Origin of the sequence: Smaragdicoccus niigatensis DSM 44881 = NBRC 103563, assembly GCF_000380645.1 — a bacterium.
In the GTDB taxonomy this organism is placed as follows: domain Bacteria; phylum Actinomycetota; class Actinomycetes; order Mycobacteriales; family Mycobacteriaceae; genus Smaragdicoccus; species Smaragdicoccus niigatensis.
This window is the reverse complement of sequence record NZ_AQXZ01000019.1, coordinates 710,646-728,217: the sequence shown is the minus strand read 5'-3', so window position 1 is coordinate 728,217 and position 17,572 is coordinate 710,646. Positions and strand designations below refer to the sequence as shown.

General features: G+C 64.2%; 22 protein-coding genes. 16 read left to right on the top strand and 6 right to left on the bottom strand.

Translation table 11 applies throughout. The features are described 5' to 3' along the window. Positions 1-3 precede the first annotated feature (3 nt). The 3 genes from rfbD to manB are packed head-to-tail and all read left to right on the top strand — an operon-like array spanning position 4 to position 2,879. Positions 4-861 (top strand): dTDP-4-dehydrorhamnose reductase, encoded by an 858-nt coding sequence (gene rfbD / locus F600_RS0124595; protein WP_018163328.1) that lies wholly within the window; start codon positions 4-6, stop codon positions 859-861. Positions 862-870: 9 nt separating this feature from the next. Next, the gene (locus tag F600_RS0124590) at positions 871-1,803 is read left to right on the top strand and encodes a glycosyltransferase family 2 protein (protein WP_018163327.1); all 933 of its coding nucleotides are present in this window, start codon (positions 871-873) and stop codon (positions 1,801-1,803) included. Next, positions 1,800-2,879 carry a mannose-1-phosphate guanylyltransferase gene (gene manB / locus F600_RS0124585; RefSeq protein WP_018163326.1) on the top strand — a complete coding sequence of 360 codons (1,080 nt, stop codon included), beginning with the start codon at positions 1,800-1,802 and terminating at the stop codon, positions 2,877-2,879. Before F600_RS0124590 ends, manB begins: the two co-directional genes overlap by 4 nt. 57 nt (positions 2,880-2,936) lie before the next feature. Here manB and F600_RS29750 read toward each other — a convergent pair whose 3' ends face one another. Genes F600_RS29750 through F600_RS29745 form a run of 3 tightly spaced genes read right to left on the bottom strand, consistent with a single transcriptional unit; the run spans position 2,937 to position 4,940 of the window. Further along, positions 2,937-3,797 (bottom strand): hypothetical protein, encoded by an 861-nt coding sequence (locus F600_RS29750; protein ID WP_018163325.1) that lies wholly within the window; start codon positions 3,795-3,797, stop codon positions 2,937-2,939. Beyond that, on the bottom strand, positions 3,797-4,018 hold the full coding sequence (locus F600_RS0124575) for a hypothetical protein (RefSeq protein WP_018163324.1): 222 nt from the start codon (positions 4,016-4,018) through the stop codon (positions 3,797-3,799). Before F600_RS0124575 ends, F600_RS29750 begins: the two co-directional genes overlap by 1 nt. 19 nt (positions 4,019-4,037) lie before the next feature. Further along, positions 4,038-4,940: an alpha/beta hydrolase gene (locus F600_RS29745; RefSeq protein ID WP_018163323.1), complete on the bottom strand. Its 903-nt coding sequence runs from the start codon at positions 4,938-4,940 to the stop codon at positions 4,038-4,040. A gap of 261 nt (positions 4,941-5,201) precedes the next feature. On the opposite strand from F600_RS29745, the gene F600_RS29740 reads away from it, so the two are divergent. From F600_RS29740 to F600_RS0124505, 13 genes are all read left to right on the top strand, one after another. Then, complete coding sequence (locus tag F600_RS29740; protein WP_040632627.1) at positions 5,202-6,440, top strand: PucR family transcriptional regulator; 1,239 nt, start codon at positions 5,202-5,204, stop codon at positions 6,438-6,440. 266 nt (positions 6,441-6,706) lie between these two features. Then, positions 6,707-7,390, top strand: coding sequence for a hypothetical protein (locus tag F600_RS0124560; protein WP_018163321.1), 684 nt, complete (start codon positions 6,707-6,709; stop codon positions 7,388-7,390). Beyond that, on the top strand, positions 7,390-7,761 hold the full coding sequence (locus F600_RS29735) for a DUF6114 domain-containing protein (RefSeq protein WP_018163320.1): 372 nt from the start codon (positions 7,390-7,392) through the stop codon (positions 7,759-7,761). Before F600_RS0124560 ends, F600_RS29735 begins: the two co-directional genes overlap by 1 nt. Continuing rightward, complete coding sequence (locus F600_RS0124550; RefSeq protein WP_245541624.1) at positions 7,758-8,471, top strand: DUF6230 family protein; 714 nt, start codon at positions 7,758-7,760, stop codon at positions 8,469-8,471. The genes F600_RS29735 and F600_RS0124550 overlap by 4 nt, the downstream gene beginning before the upstream one ends. Further along, entirely contained in the window at positions 8,465-8,872 is a 408-nt protein-coding gene (locus F600_RS0124545) for a DUF6114 domain-containing protein (RefSeq protein WP_018163318.1), read from the top strand. The genes F600_RS0124550 and F600_RS0124545 overlap by 7 nt, the downstream gene beginning before the upstream one ends. Then, a complete protein-coding gene (locus tag F600_RS0124540; protein ID WP_018163317.1) occupies positions 8,869-9,621 on the top strand; it encodes a hypothetical protein in 753 nt (250 codons plus the stop codon). Before F600_RS0124545 ends, F600_RS0124540 begins: the two co-directional genes overlap by 4 nt. Then, entirely contained in the window at positions 9,614-10,228 is a 615-nt protein-coding gene (locus F600_RS0124535) for a hypothetical protein (protein ID WP_018163316.1), read from the top strand. The genes F600_RS0124540 and F600_RS0124535 overlap by 8 nt, the downstream gene beginning before the upstream one ends. Before the next feature lie 339 nt (positions 10,229-10,567). Beyond that, complete coding sequence (locus tag F600_RS0124530; RefSeq protein ID WP_156024812.1) at positions 10,568-11,248, top strand: hypothetical protein; 681 nt, start codon at positions 10,568-10,570, stop codon at positions 11,246-11,248. A gap of 1 nt (position 11,249) precedes the next feature. Continuing rightward, a complete protein-coding gene (locus F600_RS29730) occupies positions 11,250-11,615 on the top strand; it encodes a DUF6114 domain-containing protein (RefSeq protein WP_018163314.1) in 366 nt (121 codons plus the stop codon). Next, entirely contained in the window at positions 11,612-12,325 is a 714-nt protein-coding gene (locus F600_RS0124520; protein WP_245541623.1) for a DUF6230 family protein, read from the top strand. Before F600_RS29730 ends, F600_RS0124520 begins: the two co-directional genes overlap by 4 nt. Next, positions 12,319-12,726, top strand: coding sequence for a DUF6114 domain-containing protein (locus F600_RS0124515; RefSeq protein WP_018163312.1), 408 nt, complete (start codon positions 12,319-12,321; stop codon positions 12,724-12,726). The genes F600_RS0124520 and F600_RS0124515 overlap by 7 nt, the downstream gene beginning before the upstream one ends. Continuing rightward, on the top strand, positions 12,723-13,436 hold the full coding sequence (locus tag F600_RS0124510) for a hypothetical protein (RefSeq protein WP_018163311.1): 714 nt from the start codon (positions 12,723-12,725) through the stop codon (positions 13,434-13,436). The genes F600_RS0124515 and F600_RS0124510 overlap by 4 nt, the downstream gene beginning before the upstream one ends. Further along, the gene (locus F600_RS0124505; RefSeq protein WP_018163310.1) at positions 13,429-14,046 is read left to right on the top strand and encodes a DUF6230 family protein; all 618 of its coding nucleotides are present in this window, start codon (positions 13,429-13,431) and stop codon (positions 14,044-14,046) included. The genes F600_RS0124510 and F600_RS0124505 overlap by 8 nt, the downstream gene beginning before the upstream one ends. On the opposite strand, the gene F600_RS0124500 is transcribed toward F600_RS0124505, so the two are convergent. From F600_RS0124500 to F600_RS0124490, 3 genes are read right to left on the bottom strand one after another with little or no spacing between them, the layout of a single operon-like run. After that, complete coding sequence (locus F600_RS0124500) at positions 14,043-15,416, bottom strand: WS/DGAT/MGAT family O-acyltransferase (protein WP_018163309.1); 1,374 nt, start codon at positions 15,414-15,416, stop codon at positions 14,043-14,045. The genes F600_RS0124505 and F600_RS0124500 overlap by 4 nt on opposite strands. 18 nt (positions 15,417-15,434) lie before the next feature. Continuing rightward, entirely contained in the window at positions 15,435-16,391 is a 957-nt protein-coding gene (locus F600_RS0124495; RefSeq protein WP_018163308.1) for an NAD-dependent epimerase/dehydratase family protein, read from the bottom strand. Continuing rightward, the gene (locus tag F600_RS0124490; RefSeq protein WP_156024811.1) at positions 16,391-17,572 is read right to left on the bottom strand and encodes an MBL fold metallo-hydrolase; all 1,182 of its coding nucleotides are present in this window, start codon (positions 17,570-17,572) and stop codon (positions 16,391-16,393) included. Before F600_RS0124490 ends, F600_RS0124495 begins: the two co-directional genes overlap by 1 nt.

Genomic DNA, 17,572 nt, shown 5'->3' with positions numbered 1-17,572 from the left:
GGCGTGCCAGACTTTCTCATCGTGCGCACAGTCTTGGTGACCGGAGCTCAGGGCCAACTCGGCAAGCAGCTGATTCGGAAATCGACCGATCGGGGAGTCGAGGTCGTCCCCCTCTCCCGCCGCGATCTCGACATCACTGACCTCGATGCGGTCCGCGGGCGTATCGGCGAACCGGTGACGGTCATCAACTGCGCGGCGTACACGGCCGTCGACAAAGCCGAGGCCGACGCGGACACCGCGTACGCGATCAACGAAACCGGCGCGGCGAACCTGGCGCGTGCCTGCTCGGAGGCCGGAGCTCGCCTCATCCACGTATCGACGGATTACGTGTTCTCCGGCACGTCCGACAGGCCGTATGAACCGAACGACCCGACCGGTCCCAAGACGGTCTACGGGGCCTCGAAGCTCGCAGGTGAGCGAGCGATCGCCGAGTTCGCACCGACCTCGACGATCGTCCGGACAGCGTGGGTCTACACCGGAGTGGGCACCGATTTCGTGGCCACGATGCGTCGGCTGGAAGCCGAGCGCGACACCGTCCGCGTCGTCACCGATCAGGTCGGATCACCGACGTACGCAGCGGATTTGGCAGACGGACTGCTCGAGCTCGCAGAGCTGCCGCAGGCGCCGCTGATCCTGCATGCCACCAATGCGGGCGCGACGAGCTGGTACGAGTTCGCCCGCGCGATCTTCGCCGAGATCGGCGCCGATCCCGACCGCGTACAACCGACGACGAGTGTCGAGTTCGTACGTCCCGCTCCGCGCCCGGCGTACTCGGTGCTGTCGTCGAAAGCGTGGGCCGGAGTGGGACTTACGCCACTTCGGGGTTGGCGAGAGGCACTACACGCGTCCTTGGCTGGCTAGTCTGATGCTGTGACCGAGTTTACGGCGCGCCATGGGCGAGATTCTGGCGCCGAGCGGATCGTCATCGTGACGGTGACTTACTCTCCGGGCGAGCATCTTTCGACGTTCCTCGACTCGATCCCGCAGGCGTGCAGCCGGCCCTATGAGGTCATTCTCGCCGACAACGGATCGACTGATGGGTCGCCGGAAGCGGCCGCCGAGCGACCTGGCGTTCGCCTGCTGCGCACCGGCGGGAACATCGGATACGGCGGCGCAATCAATCGAGCCGTCACCGAGATCGACCCTGACGTCGAGTTCGTCATCATCGTCAATCCGGACATCGAATGGGGGCGGTCCAGCATCGACGTGCTCCTCGACGCCGCGCACCGGTGGCCGCGCGCGGGGAGCCTCGGGCCGCTGATCCGGGAGCCAGACGGCTCGACCTATCCCTCCGCCCGCCAGGTCCCGACGCTCGGCGCGGGCTCCGGCCACGCCGTCCTCGGCAAGATCTGGCCGAAGAACCCGTGGACGGCGAAGTACCGCCAGCACAACGCTGAGATCTCCGAGCGCACCGCCGGTTGGCTGTCCGGATCGTGCCTGCTGGTGCGCCGCCGGGCCTTCGAGTCCATCGGCGGATTCGACTCGCGCTACTTCATGTACATGGAGGACGTCGACTTCGGCGATCGGCTGAGCAAGGCAGGTTGGCAGAACGTCTACGTGCCGTCCGCGGAGGTCACGCACGCGCAGGGACACTCGGCGTCGAAGCACCCGGAGATCATGCTGACGGCGCACCACGACAGTGCCTACCGCTTTCTTTCCGATCGGCACCCGAAGTGGTGGCAGTCTCCGCTAAGAATGGCTCTGAGGGCGGGGCTGAAAACGCGTTCGCGCGTCGCTGTTCGTTCTGCTCTGCGAGCCCAAGCTCGTGAGGCACAAAGTCTTTCAAAAAGGGGAGCGGAATGAGTGACATCGTCGCGGCGGACGCGATCATCCTCGTCGGTGGACAGGGAACGCGACTTCGACCGCTCACGCTGTCGGCGCCGAAGCCGATGCTGCCAACGGCCGGCGTGCCGTTCTTGCAGCACCTCCTCGCGCGCATCGCCGAGGCCGGCATCAAGCGCGTCATTCTGGGCACCGCGTACAAGGCGGAGGTCTTCAGCGACTACTTCGGCGACGGGTCCGAATTCGGCCTGGAGATCGTGTACGTCCAGGAGACCGAGCCGATGGGAACGGGTGGCGGTATCCGCAACGTCCTCTCCAAGATCCAGTCGGACAACGTCATGATCTTCAACGGCGACGTGCTCAGCGGCGCCGACCTGAAGGCGATCTACCAGACCCACATCGACAACGACGCCGACGTCACGCTGCATCTTGTGCGCGTGAGCGACCCGCGCGCGTTCGGTTGCGTGCCGACCGACATGGACGGCCGCGTGACGGCGTTCCTCGAGAAGACCGAGGACCCGCCGACCGATCAGATCAACGCCGGTTGCTATGTCTTCAAGAAGAAGGTCGTCGAGGCCATCCCGTCCGGCCGTCCGGTGTCCGTCGAGCGCGAGGTCTTCCCCGGTCTCCTGCGGGATGGATCTCGGGTTTACGGTCACGTCGACATGGCGTACTGGAAGGACATGGGAACCCCGGACGACTTCGTGCAGGGTTCGTCGGACCTCGTGCGCGGAATTGCGCCGTCGCCGGTGCTCAACGGGCATCGCGGTGATTCACTCGTGCATCCAGGTGCCGGTGTCGCGCCGGGAGCGTGGCTCCTGGGCGGGACCGTGGTCGGCCGCGGCGCCGAGGTGGCCGCCGGTGCTCGTCTCGATGGCGCGATCCTGTTCGACGGCGCCAAGGTCGAAGCCGGTGCCCGAATCGAGCGGTCCATCATCGGTGCGGGAGCCATTGTCGGTCCGCGGGCACTCATCCGCGACGCGGTCATCGGTGACGGGGCGCATGTCGGTGCGCGCTGCGAATTCCTTCGTGGCGCTCGCATCTGGCCGGGCGTCGTCATCCCCGACAACGGCGTGCGGTTCTCCACGGACGTCTGAACTGACTGAACGAGCCGGGTCACCTTGTGGGTGGCCCGGCTCGCGTCATGTCAGCCGCTAGCGCTGGGCGTAGATGGCGTCGAGCGCGGCGTGCGTCTCCGGCTTCATGGCACGAAGAAGGTTGGCGAAGTCGTCGTCGGCTCCGGCGTCGCGGAACGTCTGGAACAGGGCGCTGATGGATGCGTCGTCGCCCTCTTCGAGGAGCACGTCGCCGACCAGCGCGATCAACTCTGGCCGCAGTCGCGAGAACACCGACAGGCTCGCCAGTTGGAGTTCACGCTCGCCGTTCAGCATCGCGGCCACGATGCGGTTGACTCGGGCGCGGTTGTGCGCGGCGATGAGTCCGACGACGTTGTTGAGTACCTCGGCATCGAAGACGTAGGCCCCGGACAGGATGAGGCCGGCGTCGTCGTCGATGCCCTTTTCGACCTCGAGGATGAGCTCTGGAGTCGCTGCATCGACGAACTGGCCGGCGGTGACGTAGTCGCGGCGCTGGAGGATCTCGTTGGCGATGGCCACCACGGGAAGCGGCGGCGCGAGATGCGCGACGTGTCGAACTGCGCGCGGGTCGAGGTAAGGGGCGGCACTTGCGCCGTACTCCGGCTTGACCAGCGATAGCGCGTGGGCAACCTTCTTCGGGTGTGCCAGTGCGATGGCGCCGGCCGCTTTGCCGCCCATCTCGGGTGGGCAGATCTTCTGGCAGATCGGCATGGCGATAGACAGCGGCACGATGGGCATCAAGGCGCTGATGCGTCGAAACATGTCCGCGTTTGAGTCGAACATGGCGTCCGAGATGCGGTTGCGGAGTTCATGCAGCTCAACGGACGAGAAGCGCTCGAGGTACGCGATTCGTTCCGGAGTGACCCCGAGTTGCTTCGCGAGCAGTTCGATCTGGGCGCGGTGGAGAAGGTCACTCATCACTTGCCTCCGGGGAAGACGATCTTGCGGGCGGGACCGCGGAACAGGCGGGGAAGCCCGTTGATCGTGTCGTCGACGGCGTGATGCAGTTCAACTGCCTCTTCGTCCATCGCAGTGCGGAACAGACTGAGCAGGTCCGCAGCTTCGGTGGGGTCGAGCCGATCGATGAGGGCAATCGAGGCTCCGAGCTCACGTTCGAGCTCGGCCTTTGCGTCGGTCATGGGGTCCTTTCTAGGGGGATCAGAGGGCGCGGCGACTCAGCGCGCGCGGAACGTGTTGGTCGACGAAGTCGACAATCCTGTCGAGGGCATGGACCGCTTCCGGTGTGTGGCCCGCGGCTTGGAAGACGTGAACGGCGGTGTCCCAGGTGTGGAGATGGCAGACGCGGCCCGCCGAACGAAGTCGCTTGGCCATCAGGACCGAATCCGGGTAGAGGTACTCGCGCCGGCCAACGTGCAGGAGCGTCGGTGGAAAGTCGGTGAGGTTCGCGTGCACGGGGGAGATCAGTCGCCCGCCCGCACGACGGCTCATCAGCTGGGTGAAGGCGATGACCGCCGAACTCGGGAAGAGCGCGCAGTTCGTCGGCGCGGCCAACTTGTCCGAGTGGTCGAGGTCGGTGAGCGGCGACATCACCACGATCGCGCCCGGCTGCGGTAGGCCGTTGTCCTGCAGGACCGAGCCGAGCACGAGGCTCAGGTACCCGCCTGCCGAGTCGCCCATGATGGTGATTCGATCCGCAGGTATGCCCCGCTCGAGCAGGTAGAGGTAGCCACCGATGCAGTCCTCGATCGCCTCCGAAATCGTGTGTTTCGGCATCTTCCGGTAGTCCACCGCGAGAACCGGCGCGGACACTCGCTCGGTGATGCGCCCGATCATGTTTCGGTGGAGGTGACGCCCACCGACCATGAACGCGCCGCCGTGGAGGTACAGCACGCAGCGGTCGGAATCGATTGCCGGTGGTGAGTAGAGGGTTGCCGTACAGCGCGGTAGTTCGACCGCTCCTTGGGAAACGCCCTTGACCGGGGAGAGAACCCGGCCGGCATGGTCGACCACCCAGGTCGGCCACGGCAGCGTCGACGTAAGCGCCCAGAGGCGAAGGAATGTCTTGACGGTTGCTCGAAGAGAACAGTCCACGATCCGCATTTGCGTTGATTCGCCGCGGAAATCTGTGCGGTTCAGTTCGGTTGATTCACTGTTCGGATTCGCATTTATGCGCGAAAATGGAGTCACAGACACTTCTATGTGCTTTCTGGCTCAATGAACGAATCATTCAATTGTCCGGGATGTTCCAAAGAATGTCACTGCGCCCGGGAAACAGAGTCTTTCTCGAATGTTTGTCACGCGAAACAAGTCGGTCGAACGGTCGGGATGTCGCAGGAACGGGTCATGCGCAAGAATGAGCGCATGACATCCGAGCTTCCGCAGCTGTCCAGGAGCGCGCGCCTAGTGGTGGCGTTTCAGGAGAACGTGCCGAAGCTTGCGATGGAGCTGCTCGAGCAGGCCGTTGCTTCGATGCCCGAAGCTGACACGCTGCCGCCCGATCACTTCGTCGACGAGATCATTCCGGGAGCGATAGTCGGCATTGCGGCGGCTCTCGACGCTATTGACAACCGACGGCGGCTGTCCCGAGCGGAGTTTGCGCAGATCGTCGAACCGATCGTCGAGCGTCACATGCAGGACGGAATTCCGCCGCAGACTCTCCTGCGGGCGCTTGGCGCTGCCCTCGGTCACATGTGGACGCTGATCCGTAAGGAGTCGACTGAGGCTGACCTCGACGACATCGGTGCCATGGGGGCGGAGCTCATCTACTACTTCACCGAGACCGCATGCATCATCAGCGAGATCTACAGCGACGTCGAGGGCTCGTTCGAATCGGCCGCCCGGTCAGCACGCCGGGCGTTATGTGCCGCGATGGTCCGCGGGTCTGGTGTCGCGCCGGAAGCGGCCCGCACCGGAATACCCCTTGCGAGCGAATACCTGCTGGTAGCACTGCATGTTGGCGCTCGTCCGTCGGCTGCCCGATTGGGCGATGCACTCGTCGCCCGCAAGCGGATGCGGCTCGTTCAAAGGCACTTCGACCAGGCAAACCAGGCACTTACCCTGTCTGATTTCGACGGCGCGCGGGGCGTCATTCTGATCCCGCTCGTCGATGGTGCGAGCGAAGCGGATCAGCGTCATCTCGCCGGCGACCTCGTCGACGAGTTGTCCGAGTACGTCGACGGCCTGTACGGCGCCTCCCTCGCGGTAACGGTCGACAAGATCCCGGATGCCGCCGCCGAGTGTGCCGAGGTTGCGAACCTCGCGCAGATCGTCGGACGGCCACCGGGCCTCTACACGATCGACGACGTCATGCTCGAGTACCAGCTTTCGAGGCCTGGTCCGGCCCGGGATCGACTGGCGAAGCAGGCCGAGCCGCTACTTGAGCAGACGCACCTGCTCGAGGCCCTCGAAGTGCATCTCCGGCACGGTGGAGACCGGAAGTCGGCCGCCGCGGAGCTGTTCGTACACCCGAACACCCTTACGTACCGACTGCGTCGCATCGGTGAAGTCACCGGAATCAACCCCATGACGCCGGACGGCTCGCGCTTGCTCGCGGCCGCCCTGATGGTCCATCGCCTCGAAGGCACCCAGTCCGGGTCCTGAGCCCTGACGATTATTTCTGGGACCTGCGTCACATCATTTCTTGGTCCGGAAAACCAGGCTCTCGTAGCCCGGTTGTTTCGCGTCACAAATTGTTCGCAACACTCAGTTGAATTTGCCACACAATGATCGTTATTGGCTGATTTGCCTAATTTCGTCATCCGGAATTCTGTGGTTATCTTTGTCGTCGGTTGAAGTCGTTGAATTGTTTATTCGATTTCGGCGGTCTAGATTTCGGCCGATTTTCAATTGACCTAGAGGAGACTGCGATGACGCAGAGTCCGAAGCGGGGTGGCACCCGATGGCGCCGATGCGTCATCCTGCTGTTCGCCCCGATGATCGGCATCCTGGGGATGGCGGCGCTGACGCTGACCGGCATAACGCCGCTCAACCTCGCGATCACCGGCCAGGATTTCAAGCTCGCCTCTCGACCAGGCTCATACGTTGTGGTCGAGCAGGGCGCGACCGGATACGCCGACCTCATCACGATGAAGGACGGCAGCGTCGACCCGGCCCTCAAGGCAAAGCTCGACTCGGCGGATATTTCGGACGGAGTCTGCCTGTCGCTCGTGCTCACGTTCCCCCTGATCGGGACGTACACGGTCCAGCTGCAGACGACGGGCCACACCGTCATCACGGACATGACCGGCTACGTCGACCGCATGGGCGCCACGGGTGTGGAGTTGAACGCCCGGACCAACGACGGCAAACCGCCCCGCGATGACATGAGCAACGTGACTGCGCCGGTACGTATCAACAAGGACGCATCGAAGCTCGACATAGCCGGTGGCCACGCCGGCACCTTAGGCCTCGAAGCGCCGGGTGCAGTCCGAGCGAAGAGCCTCTTCGTGGGCGGCAAGGGCGCCACGATTCGCGGCACCCTCTCGATCGGCGGCATCAAGTTCCCGTGGATCTCGCACGGTCGCGGTACTGCTCACGGCGAGTGCTATTGATGCGTACTCGACTGAGGAACTTCCGGTACACCCGCCCGTTCTGGGGCGGCCTCTATGTCCTCCTCGCGGGGCTCATCATCACGTGGCTGCCCCTCGGTCCGGTCAATGACATTGTCGCAGCGGGCATCGGCGGCTTCGCCGGGGTGCTCCTCGGCGCCGTCCTGATCGCGATGGGCGTGGTGATCCTCGTGATCCCCAAGGCGCACCACCTGGCGGCCATCGTCGCGATCGTTCTCGGTCTCGCCTCATACCCGGTGACGAACCTCGGCGGATTCTTCGCCGGCATGGTGCTCGCGGTGTTCGGCGGCTGCATGGCCCTCGCGTGGACCGACGACAAACCATCACAACGATCGAAAGGGATCGAAGCATGAGGACATCGGTGTCCAAAGCCGTGCGCGACCTCACGAGAAGTTCCCGCGAGTCGTTCGGCTCGTGGAACAACGGAATGCGCACGAAGGCAAAGACCACCACCGGCGGCACCCGTTGGGGTCGCGGACTGGCACTCATCGTGCCCAGCACGGCGGCAGTCGCGGCGCTGAGTTACTCGTTGCAGGCCGGTGCGATGGCGGCGAGCTTCAACGTGGCCGATCAGGCGCTCATAGCGCACATCGAATCTGTCGACGGCAATGGCTTGGCAGCGGTGGTCTCGACGGTCAATGCGAAGAACGCAGACGGCTCGACGCGACCTGTCGGAACCCTGCACCTCGCGATCGGGAACGGGAAACTGCGCGGAGTTTGCATCATCGCCAAGCAGACGGTCATGGGTGTCGGCTATTCGATCGTCATCAAGGCAGCGACGACCGGCGAGGGTACAGGGCAGAACCTCGTCCTCGACGCGACAGACGCGAAGGCGTTCAACGTGACCGCGGAGAATCTGCTGGTCGGTCGTTCCGCTGACGAGATCTCGCTCAACGGGCAGAGCCTCGGCGGACAGCCTGGAGGGCTCGGTATCGACGGTCCCGACGCCCACGTCCATCTCGAGAACGTCACCGGCACCGCATGGAGTGCCGAGTTGCTCGGCGCTATCAAGGCCGCCGACTTCACCGCCACCATCAAACCAGGGGAGGTGACCACGTGCTGACGTTGGTCAAAGGCGAGAGGGCCCAAGAGGCCCGCGATTGGTTCCGCGACTTCCGTCGGACCCGCCCGTTCTGGGGCGGGCTGTGGATGGTGCTGGGCGGCTCGATGATCCTTCGGGTCTCGGCAGTATCGCTGGAGTCGGCGGTATCCGGAGGAATCACCGGCTTCGGCGGCTGGATGACCGGCGGTGGGCTCATTATCTGTGGACTGCTCGTGTGGGCCGGTGAAGAGCATCGTTTCGTCGCAGGCATCATCGGCCTGCTGCTGGCGATCGCATCGCTCGTCGTGTCGAACCTCGGTGGATTCTTCATCGGCATGCTGTTCGGCATCATCGGCGGCGCTATGGCGATCGCCTGGGGACCCAAGCCGGTTCGCGAGCTGACCGAAGAGGCTGACGGATGACCACGAAAGGGATGGCCAGCAGGCGGCTCATCACCGTCCTGATCGCGTTCTTTGTCATCGTCGGATTCGCGACAGCTCGTTCCGTCGCCAAGGGCGAAGGCAATGCGGTGCCTGCGCGCGGGACAATCGAATTCACTCCGGCGTCGAATCCGATCCGGGTGCAGGCGGCCGCAGGGCACATCTTCGGGCTGACGTGGGTGGACGCGAACAAGTCCATTCCCCTCGCCGGCGGAAGGATGTCGCAGCAGGACACGTATTACCTGCGCTTCGAATATCTGACCGCAGACGGCGCGGCGATCACGCAGAACGTCAACGGTCGTTCGTTGACGTTGACGAACCTAAACGGGGGCGATCCGAACACCGCGGCTCGCCTCGGCGCCGAAGGCACCACTGTCGACGTGTGGAGCGGGGTGGCGAGTCTCGACTTGTGCGTGACCGCCGAAACCTTCTACACGATCATCAATGGTTACTCGGGTCTGCTCGGCGGCAGTGTTGCACCCGCGACGGCGCTTGTTGCGTCAATCTTCGCGCCCGCAGTCGGAACGCCCCTCGGCAAGGCCGGGCCATGCATCTCGCTCGTGAAACTGCTGCCGCTGTTGACGCTGCTTGTGCAGGCGGGTGTGCCGCTGCCGAACGACCTGCCCGCGGTGAACATCGATCTCACGGTCTACGCCGGAAATATCGCCGCAGGTCCGGGGGTCAACGCGCTGTCGTTGCCCGTGGCCAGACTCGAGGTCGCAAATGACTGACTCCAAGAACGGCACACGTTGGGGCCGCGCTCTCGCACTCATCATCGGCGCGCTCATCCCCGCAGGGTTCATCGGTGCGGCGGCGGCCAGCAGCGCGCTGGGCGCCGGGTTGGCGATGCAGTCGGACCAGGCGTCATTCACCACCGCGGGCATCTCGACCGACGATCCGCTCGGGATCATCGTGCATCCCCAACTGGTGAAGGACAAGAACGGCAACACCTACACGGAGTACGTCGTGAAACTCCAGGCATCGAATGCGGTCGCGCGTGGGATTTGCGTCGCGGAGAAGGTCTCGTTGTTTGGTCAGACTCTGACGATTCTCATTGAATCGGGAGATCAGGAAATCCAGATCAGCGGAGTCTCGGCGACGATTCATACGGTGAGTACCTCGCTCAAGGCAACTGGCACGGTACGGCTGAACCAGAACGCGGCCGATGTCTCTGCCGGCGGTGTTTCACTGGGTGGCGCATTCGGTGAGTTGGGGATTACCGCGGGCGGCGCGAGCCTCGGATCAGCCAGCGGCACGCTTCAGGGCGCGATGCTCAAGGGTGGATCGATCAGCGATCTCCACGCTCGCCTCGTTCCGGGAGACGTCTCCTGCGGGTGAACCGCTAGTAGTTCAAGAACAGAGCACGGTCCGTTGGCATTCGCCACGGACCGTGCTCTGTTTTCGTCGTCCGGGCTGTGAGACATCCCGCACCCTCGCGTCACAACTGGAGCCGGTGCGATCTTGTGGTTCGAAACAAAGGTGCTGGCAGGCGCGCGACAAGATCAAAATGGACCAGATTTCGTGTGGTGAATGTCATTTCCCTGCCGTATTCGCCGAATTGTCGTCTGAATTTCTGCCCTCTACTCTCAGTCCCAAATTTCAAGTCGAAATCGGAAAGTACCTGGTCAAGGCGCGTTCTGAGGCTTGAATTTCGGATTCACAAGGGAGTGATTCGCGTTGGCGCAGAATGTGATTCGCGGTGGCACCAGGTGGCGTAAATGCGTCGTCCTGTTGGTGGTCCCGATGCTCGGCATCCTGGTACTGGCAGCGCTGACCCTCACCGGCCAAACGCCCCTCAACCTCGCCCTCAACGGACAGGACTTCAAGCTCGCTTCGCGGGACGGTTCGACCGTCGTTGCAGCGGAGGGCGCGACCGCATACGCGGATGTCGTCACCATGAAGGACGGCCGCATCGACCCGGCGCTGAACGCGAAGCTCGGCTCGGCCCAGATATCCGACGGCGTCTGCTTGTCGCTGGTGTTGACCTTCCCGTGGGCTGGCACCTTCACGGTCCAGCTGCAGACGACGGGAAAGACACGACTCACCGATGTCACGGCGCACGTCGACGTGGTGTCCGCGTCGGGAGCAGAGCTGAACCCGGCGACCGACGACGGCAAGCCGGCGTCGGATGACATGCACAACGTGACTCGGCCGATTCGGGCCAACAAGGACGCGTCCGAACTCGAGTTCGCCGGTCACCGCGGGACCCTCGGTCTCGAGCTTCCCGGCGCTGTTCGCGCCGGCAGCCTCCAGATCGGCGGAAAGAGCGCCACGATTCGCGGGATTCTGTCGATCAGCGGCCTCAAGCTCCCCTGGATATCGCACGGTCGCGGTACTGCGCACGGGGAGTGCTTCTGACATGCGAACTCGATTTCGGAACTTCCGGTACACCCGGCCGTTCTGGGGAAGCCTCTATGTCCTCATCGCGGGCCTGATCATCGCGTGGCTGCCGCTGGGACCGGTCAATGACGTCGTCGCTGCCGGTATCGGCGGTTACGCCGGAGTGGTTCTCGGTGCCGTCCTGATTGCGATGAGCCTGGTGATCCTGCTGATCCCGATTCAACGCGGACTCGCGGCGATTATCGCGATCGTGCTCGGACTCGCCTCCTATCCGGTCACCAACCTCGGTGGATTCATCGTCGGCATGCTGCTCGCCATCTTCGGCGGTTGCATGGCGCTGGCCTGGACCTCCGACATTTCAACACCGAAAGGGATCGAAGCATGAGGACATCGATGTCCAAAGTCGTGCGTGACCTTGCGGCCCGCACTCGGGAATCCGCGAATTCGTGGAACGACGGAATGCGCACACAGGCGAGTACGGCTGCCGGCCGCACTCGGTGGGGTCGCGGACTCGCCCTGGTGGTGCCGAGCACGGCGGCCGTCGCTGCGCTGAGCTACTCATTGCAGAGCGGTGCGATGGCCGCGAACTTCAACGTCGCAGATCAGGCGCTGATCGCGAGCATCGACTCGGTCGACGGCACCGGCCTCGCCGCCGTGGTCTCGTCGGTGAACGCGAAGAATGCGGACGGATCGTCGCACGCGGTCGGCACACTGCACCTCGCCATCGGGCACGGAAAACTGCGCGGTGTCTGCATCATCGCGAAGCAGACGATCAAGGGCGTCGGCTACTCGATCATCATCAAGGCCGCCACCACCGGCGAGGGATCGGGCCAGAACCTCATCTTCGATGCGACCGACGCCAAGGCGGTCAACGTTCGAGCACAGAACCTGCTGGTCGGACGCTCGGCTGACGAGATCTCACTCAACGGCCAGAGCCTCGGTGGCCAGGCCGGTGGCCTCGGAATCGACGGCCCCGACGCCATCGTCCATCTAGAGAACCTGCACGCCACCGCGTGGAGCGCCGAACTCCTGGGCGCCATCAAAGCCGCCGACTTCACCACGACGATCAAGCCCGGCGAGGTGACCACATGCTGACGTTGGTCAAGAACGACAAGGTGCAGGAAGCGCTCGCCTGGTTCCGGGACCTGCGTCGGACGCGTCCGTTCTGGGGCGGCCTGTGGATGTTCCTCGGCGGTTTCCTGATTCTGCGCGTCTCGGCGGTGTCGCTGGGTGCCGCGGTGTCTGGCGGAATCACCAGTTTCGGTGGCTGGCTCACCGGCGGTGGACTCATCGTCTGCGCGGTCCTCGTCTGGGCCGATCCGGGGCATCGGATCGTCTCGGGGATCATCGGCCTGCTGCTGGCCATCTCGTCGCTCGTGGTGTCGAACCTCGGCGGATTCTTCATCGGCATGCTGCTCGGGATCATCGGCGGTTCCATGGTGATCGCGTGGGGTCCGAAGCGAGTCGCCGAGACGACGGAAGAGACTTCGGAATGAAGCGACTGCTTGCCGTTGGAACGGCACTTCTCATCGCGGTCGGAGTTGCCGCTGCCCCGTCGTTCGCCCAGGACGGTTCCGTCCCGAGTCGGGGGACTCTCGGATTCGTCCCCGCGTCGAATCCGGTGCATGTCACCTCGGACAGCGCCCACATCATGAACCTGACCTGGATCGCGGCCAACAGCCCGATCCGGTTGGCGAATGGCTCGATGTCGGCATCGGACACGGTCTACCTGCGGCTTCAGTACTTGACGCTCAACAACCTCGTGATCGCGCAGAACGTCAACGGCCGCTCGTTGTCGCTGACCAACGCGAACGGGGGCGACGCCTCGACGGCCGCGCGGATCGGTGCGGCCGGCACGACAACCGACGCGTGGGCCCAGGTCGCGAGCCTCGATCTGTGCATCAGTGCCCAGACGCTCACCACCCTGGTGAACTCGTACGCCGCGTCGTTCGGTGCGAATCTGCCGAACGTGCTCGCTCAGATCACGGACATCTTCGGACCCACCGGTTCGGCGGCCGGCCCGTGTGTCCCACTGGCGAGACTGCTCCCGCTGCTGTCGACCATCGTGCAGGCGGGTGTTCCGCTGCCTAGCGACTTGCCGGCCACGAACATCGACATCAACTTGTACGCCCTCAACGTTGCGGCTGCACCGGGCGTCAACAGCCTCTCGCTGCCTCTGGCCGGGATCGGGGTCGAGAATGACTGACTCAACATCGCGCTATGGCACGCGGTGGCTCCGCGCGTTGCTGTTCATGATCGCCGCCCTCGTCCCGGTTGCGATCCTGGGCGCGGCGACGGCCAAGAACGCTCTTGCGATGGCCATGGCAACGCAGTCGCTGCGGGGCACCTTCACCACCCAAGGGATCGTGACGAACGATGCGGTCGGAATCATCATTCATCCGCAACTCGCCAAGGACGCCAACGGCAACACGTACAAGCAGTACGTCGTGAAGCTGCAGGCGACCAATGCGACGGTCCAGGGCCTGTGCGTCGCGGAGAAGATGTCCGTGTTCGGCCAGACGATGACGATCCTCATCGAAACGGGCGACCAGGCGGTGCAGGTCACCGGGGTCTGGGCGACGTTGCATACGGTCCAGACGTCGCTGAACGCGTCGGGCAGTCTGCAGCTCAACCAGAACGCGTCGGACGTCGTGGCGGGCGGCGAATCGCTCGGCGGAGTTCTCGGTGAACTCGGCATTACGACGCAGGGCGCGACGCTCGGCCCGGCCCATGGCACGCTGCAGGCGGCGAACATCAAGGGCGCGTCGTTGGCCGACTTCCATGCCCGGCTGGTGCCGGGGGACGTGAGCTGCTAGCCGAGGATCGTCTCCAGCTCGTTCATCGTCTCGCCGGTGTACACGGCGAGACGCTGCAGGTGTGGAAGCGCGTCCCGGCAACCGATGAAGCCGAAGCACAAGCGATCGACGTAGCTGTAGCACGTGATGTTGAGGGCGAGGCCGTGCATCGGGATCGACACCGGGAAGTTGGTTTCGAGCCGCGATCCGCGGAAGTACAGATGCTCCGTCGGGCCGGGCACGTTCGAGATGACGACATTGCAGTTGATCGGGATCTTCGCGTTGATGCCCGTCACCGCCCGCGCGATCTGCATTCCCAGCGGGGACATGAGCATTGCGCTGCTCGCCATGATCTCGGTCGCAGACAGGCCACTGATCAGCTCTTTGGCCCGGCTCGTGGAGGAGATGATGGTCTCGAGGCGTTGGCGGGGGTCGGCGATGTCGGTGCCGAGGGTGGCCAGGATCGCGCCCACCGCATTACCGCCACCCGGGTCATTTTTCGGCCGGATGTTCACGGGCAACATGGCGATGAGCGACTTTTCGGGCAGCGCGTCCTGATCGAGCAGGAACCGGCGAAGGGCGCCGCCGCACAGGGCGAGCACGATGTCGTTCAGGGACCCACCGGACGCCTTGGCGAGGTCTTTGAGTAGCGGTAACGAGAAGTCCTGAGTGGCGAACCGGCGGTTGCGGGTGATGCGACCGTTGAGGACACTCTGCGGGGCCTGGTTCCACGAGACGAGATTCTCGATGTCGCGCTTGAGTGATCGCCGGAACGCCACCTGCCCGACGTTGAGAATCGACTTGACGGAGTTGGTGAGCAGCTGGCCGAAGTCCGGTCCGTCGCTTTCCGATCGAGGTGACCGGGAAGGATTCCGGACGGTGTAGAAGAGCGGGGTGTCGGGGTCATCGGGGGTTTTCGACATCGCGCGGTTGAGCATCTGAACGCCCGTGTACCCGTCGACCAAGGAGTGATGGACCTTCATGTAGAGCGCGAAGCGATTGTTCGGCAGACCCTCGATGAGGTGCATTTCCCACGGCGGGCGATGGAAGTCGATCGCCTGACCGTGGAGGTGGGAGACGATCGTGCCGAGCTCCCGTTCGCCACCGGGCGCCGGTAGTGCCGCCCGCCGCACGTGGTAGTCGGGGTCCATATTCTTGTCCAACACCCAGCTCTGCAGCGGATTCTTCAGCAGGCCCGGGGTCTTCAGCTTGAGGTTCCACGGTGACTGGACCTCGGACGGATCGTGATACTGCTCGATGAGTTCGCGGAAGTAGTCGGGCGAGAGGTCTTCGCGGGCGCTGAACGTAAGCAGCGATGCGACGTGGAACATCGATTCCCGCGACTCGGCCATGAGAAAACCCAGGTCGAGAGGATTGAGCCGCTTAACCATCCGTGGCCTCCGGTCGCGTCAGATCATCCCTTCTGACGCTAGCCACTTCCGAGTCAATGCCATGCCGGTTTCGAGATCGATCTTCGGTTCGAATCCCAGCATCTGCCGGGCTTTGTCGATCGAGTAGGTACCCGTGCGGCACAGGTACTTCACGCTCACCGGGCTGAGTTCGGCGTTGATGCTCGTGAATTTCGACAACTGCGCGGAGCCGGTCGAGAGCGCGATCGCGACGCTCGTCGGCACGACAACCGGGCCGCGCTTGTGCAGCATTCGGTAGTAGTGGGCGAAGAACTCCTTCGTCGTGATGCCGATTCCACCGCTGATCGTGAACACCTGCCCGATCGCGGCCGGGGAGTCCGCAGCGAGCAGGACTCCGGCGACGAGGTCGTCGATGTAGATCGGCGAGAAGATGCCGTTGCCCATAGCCGGCAAAACGAACAGGTTCTGCTTGATCAGCTGAATCGGGAGCACCGTCCACGGGCGTGATCCCGGGCCGTAGACGTCCCCCGGGCGCACGATCGTCGCCGCGATTTCACCAGCGGAATGTGCTTGCAGCACAACCTGTTCACTGGCAACTCGGGTGTCGACGTAGGGGTTGCCATCGGGGCGGACCGGGTGGTGTTCGGTGACGCCGTCCGGAAATCCGAGGTCGGAGAACGCGCGAATCGACGAGAAATGGACGAACCGCTGGACGCCCGCGCGGACGGCGGCGTCGAGGACGTTGCGAGTGCCCACGACGTTGACGCGCCACGCTTCATCGAGCGTCGGCACGTTCGACACCAGCGCCGCAGTGTGGATGACGAGATCGACGGAGTCGAAGCTGTCCTGCCAGGGGCCGGCTTCCGCGACGTTGCCGGCCACGATGTTTGGCCCGGCGATGAGGTCGAGTCCGATGACCTCATCTCCGCGCTCCCGCAGCGTGTTGGCGAGTGTCCGGCCGATGAATCCGCCGGCTCCCGTGACGAGAACACGCATCAGATGCCGTGGCGGATCGAACCGTGGGTGAAGGTCGGCGCGGTACCCGGGCTCAGCACGCTGGAGGTGAGTTCGCTCGTCGGGAAGAACTGGAGGAATCGCTCGTCCGTGGCCGACCGGTCGACGAGAGTCTTCTCGAGAATGCAGAAGTTGTACTGCGTGGCCGTCGACTCGATGGTGTTGGCATTGAGGACGATCTCCTGACCCCAGTGCTTCGCCCAGCTCGAGACGCCGGGAATCTTGCTCAATTCCGGCGTGAGGCACTCGGTCGCGATGACGTTCTCCGACAGCGCCCACACGCCCGAATCGGTGTTCAGCACCAGAGTCTGGTTGCCGGTCGCGTGGCCCGGAGTTCGGACGATGGCCACACCTGGTCCGAGCAGGCGGTCACCGTCGATGACGAGCAGACGGTCCGGGTTGATGTCGACAAACGTCTCGGGCTGGTACCACGGACGCTGAATTGGGTGCAGGTCGCGCATGGCGACGAGCTCGTGACGCTGAACGACGAGTCGGGCGTTGGGGAAGGCGGCTTCGACCGGGAAGTCGGGCGAGATGTCGGCCTGCGGCCGGGTCGTGCCGATGAGGCGGCGAACATCCTGGGTGTGCAGGTGATCGAACGCGAGGTAGTCGACATCGGCGGGATCGATACCGGCTTCGCGGACGCGTTCTATGACCGTCGCGTACCTTTTGACCGCCAGGTTCTGCACGCGCTCGGGGATGCCGCGGCTGATCGAGGCGAAGTACGGGGTGTTCGCGTCGAGTTCGGCATCGCTCGGCTCCCATAACAGGATTCGCTGCTGGCCGTCGGAGTCGGTCCAGCGGACGATCACCAAGCGGTTCGTGATGAACAAGAACGGGGTCGGCGACGCCGGGGCACGCCACAATCCGAACTTGGTCGGGTAGGGAAGCGTCACGAGGTCATGTGTCGAGACCGCGGTCGGCTTACCGGTCTGGGCGAACTCGTGACGGAAATCGGCGGCCCGCAGTCGCGCGGTCCGCAGTGCGGCGCCCGGCCCTTCGGAGTGGTCGATGCCGTGGATGACGTCGAGGGTCGAGATCTCGGCGCCGAGGTCGGTCGTCGTCGGTACGGGGATCTCGAGTGGCTCGGCAGGCGGGGGCGTCACCATGCTGGAACTGCGGGGACCGAGCTTCTTCAGGGCATCAAGTGGGGCTGCGCGCAC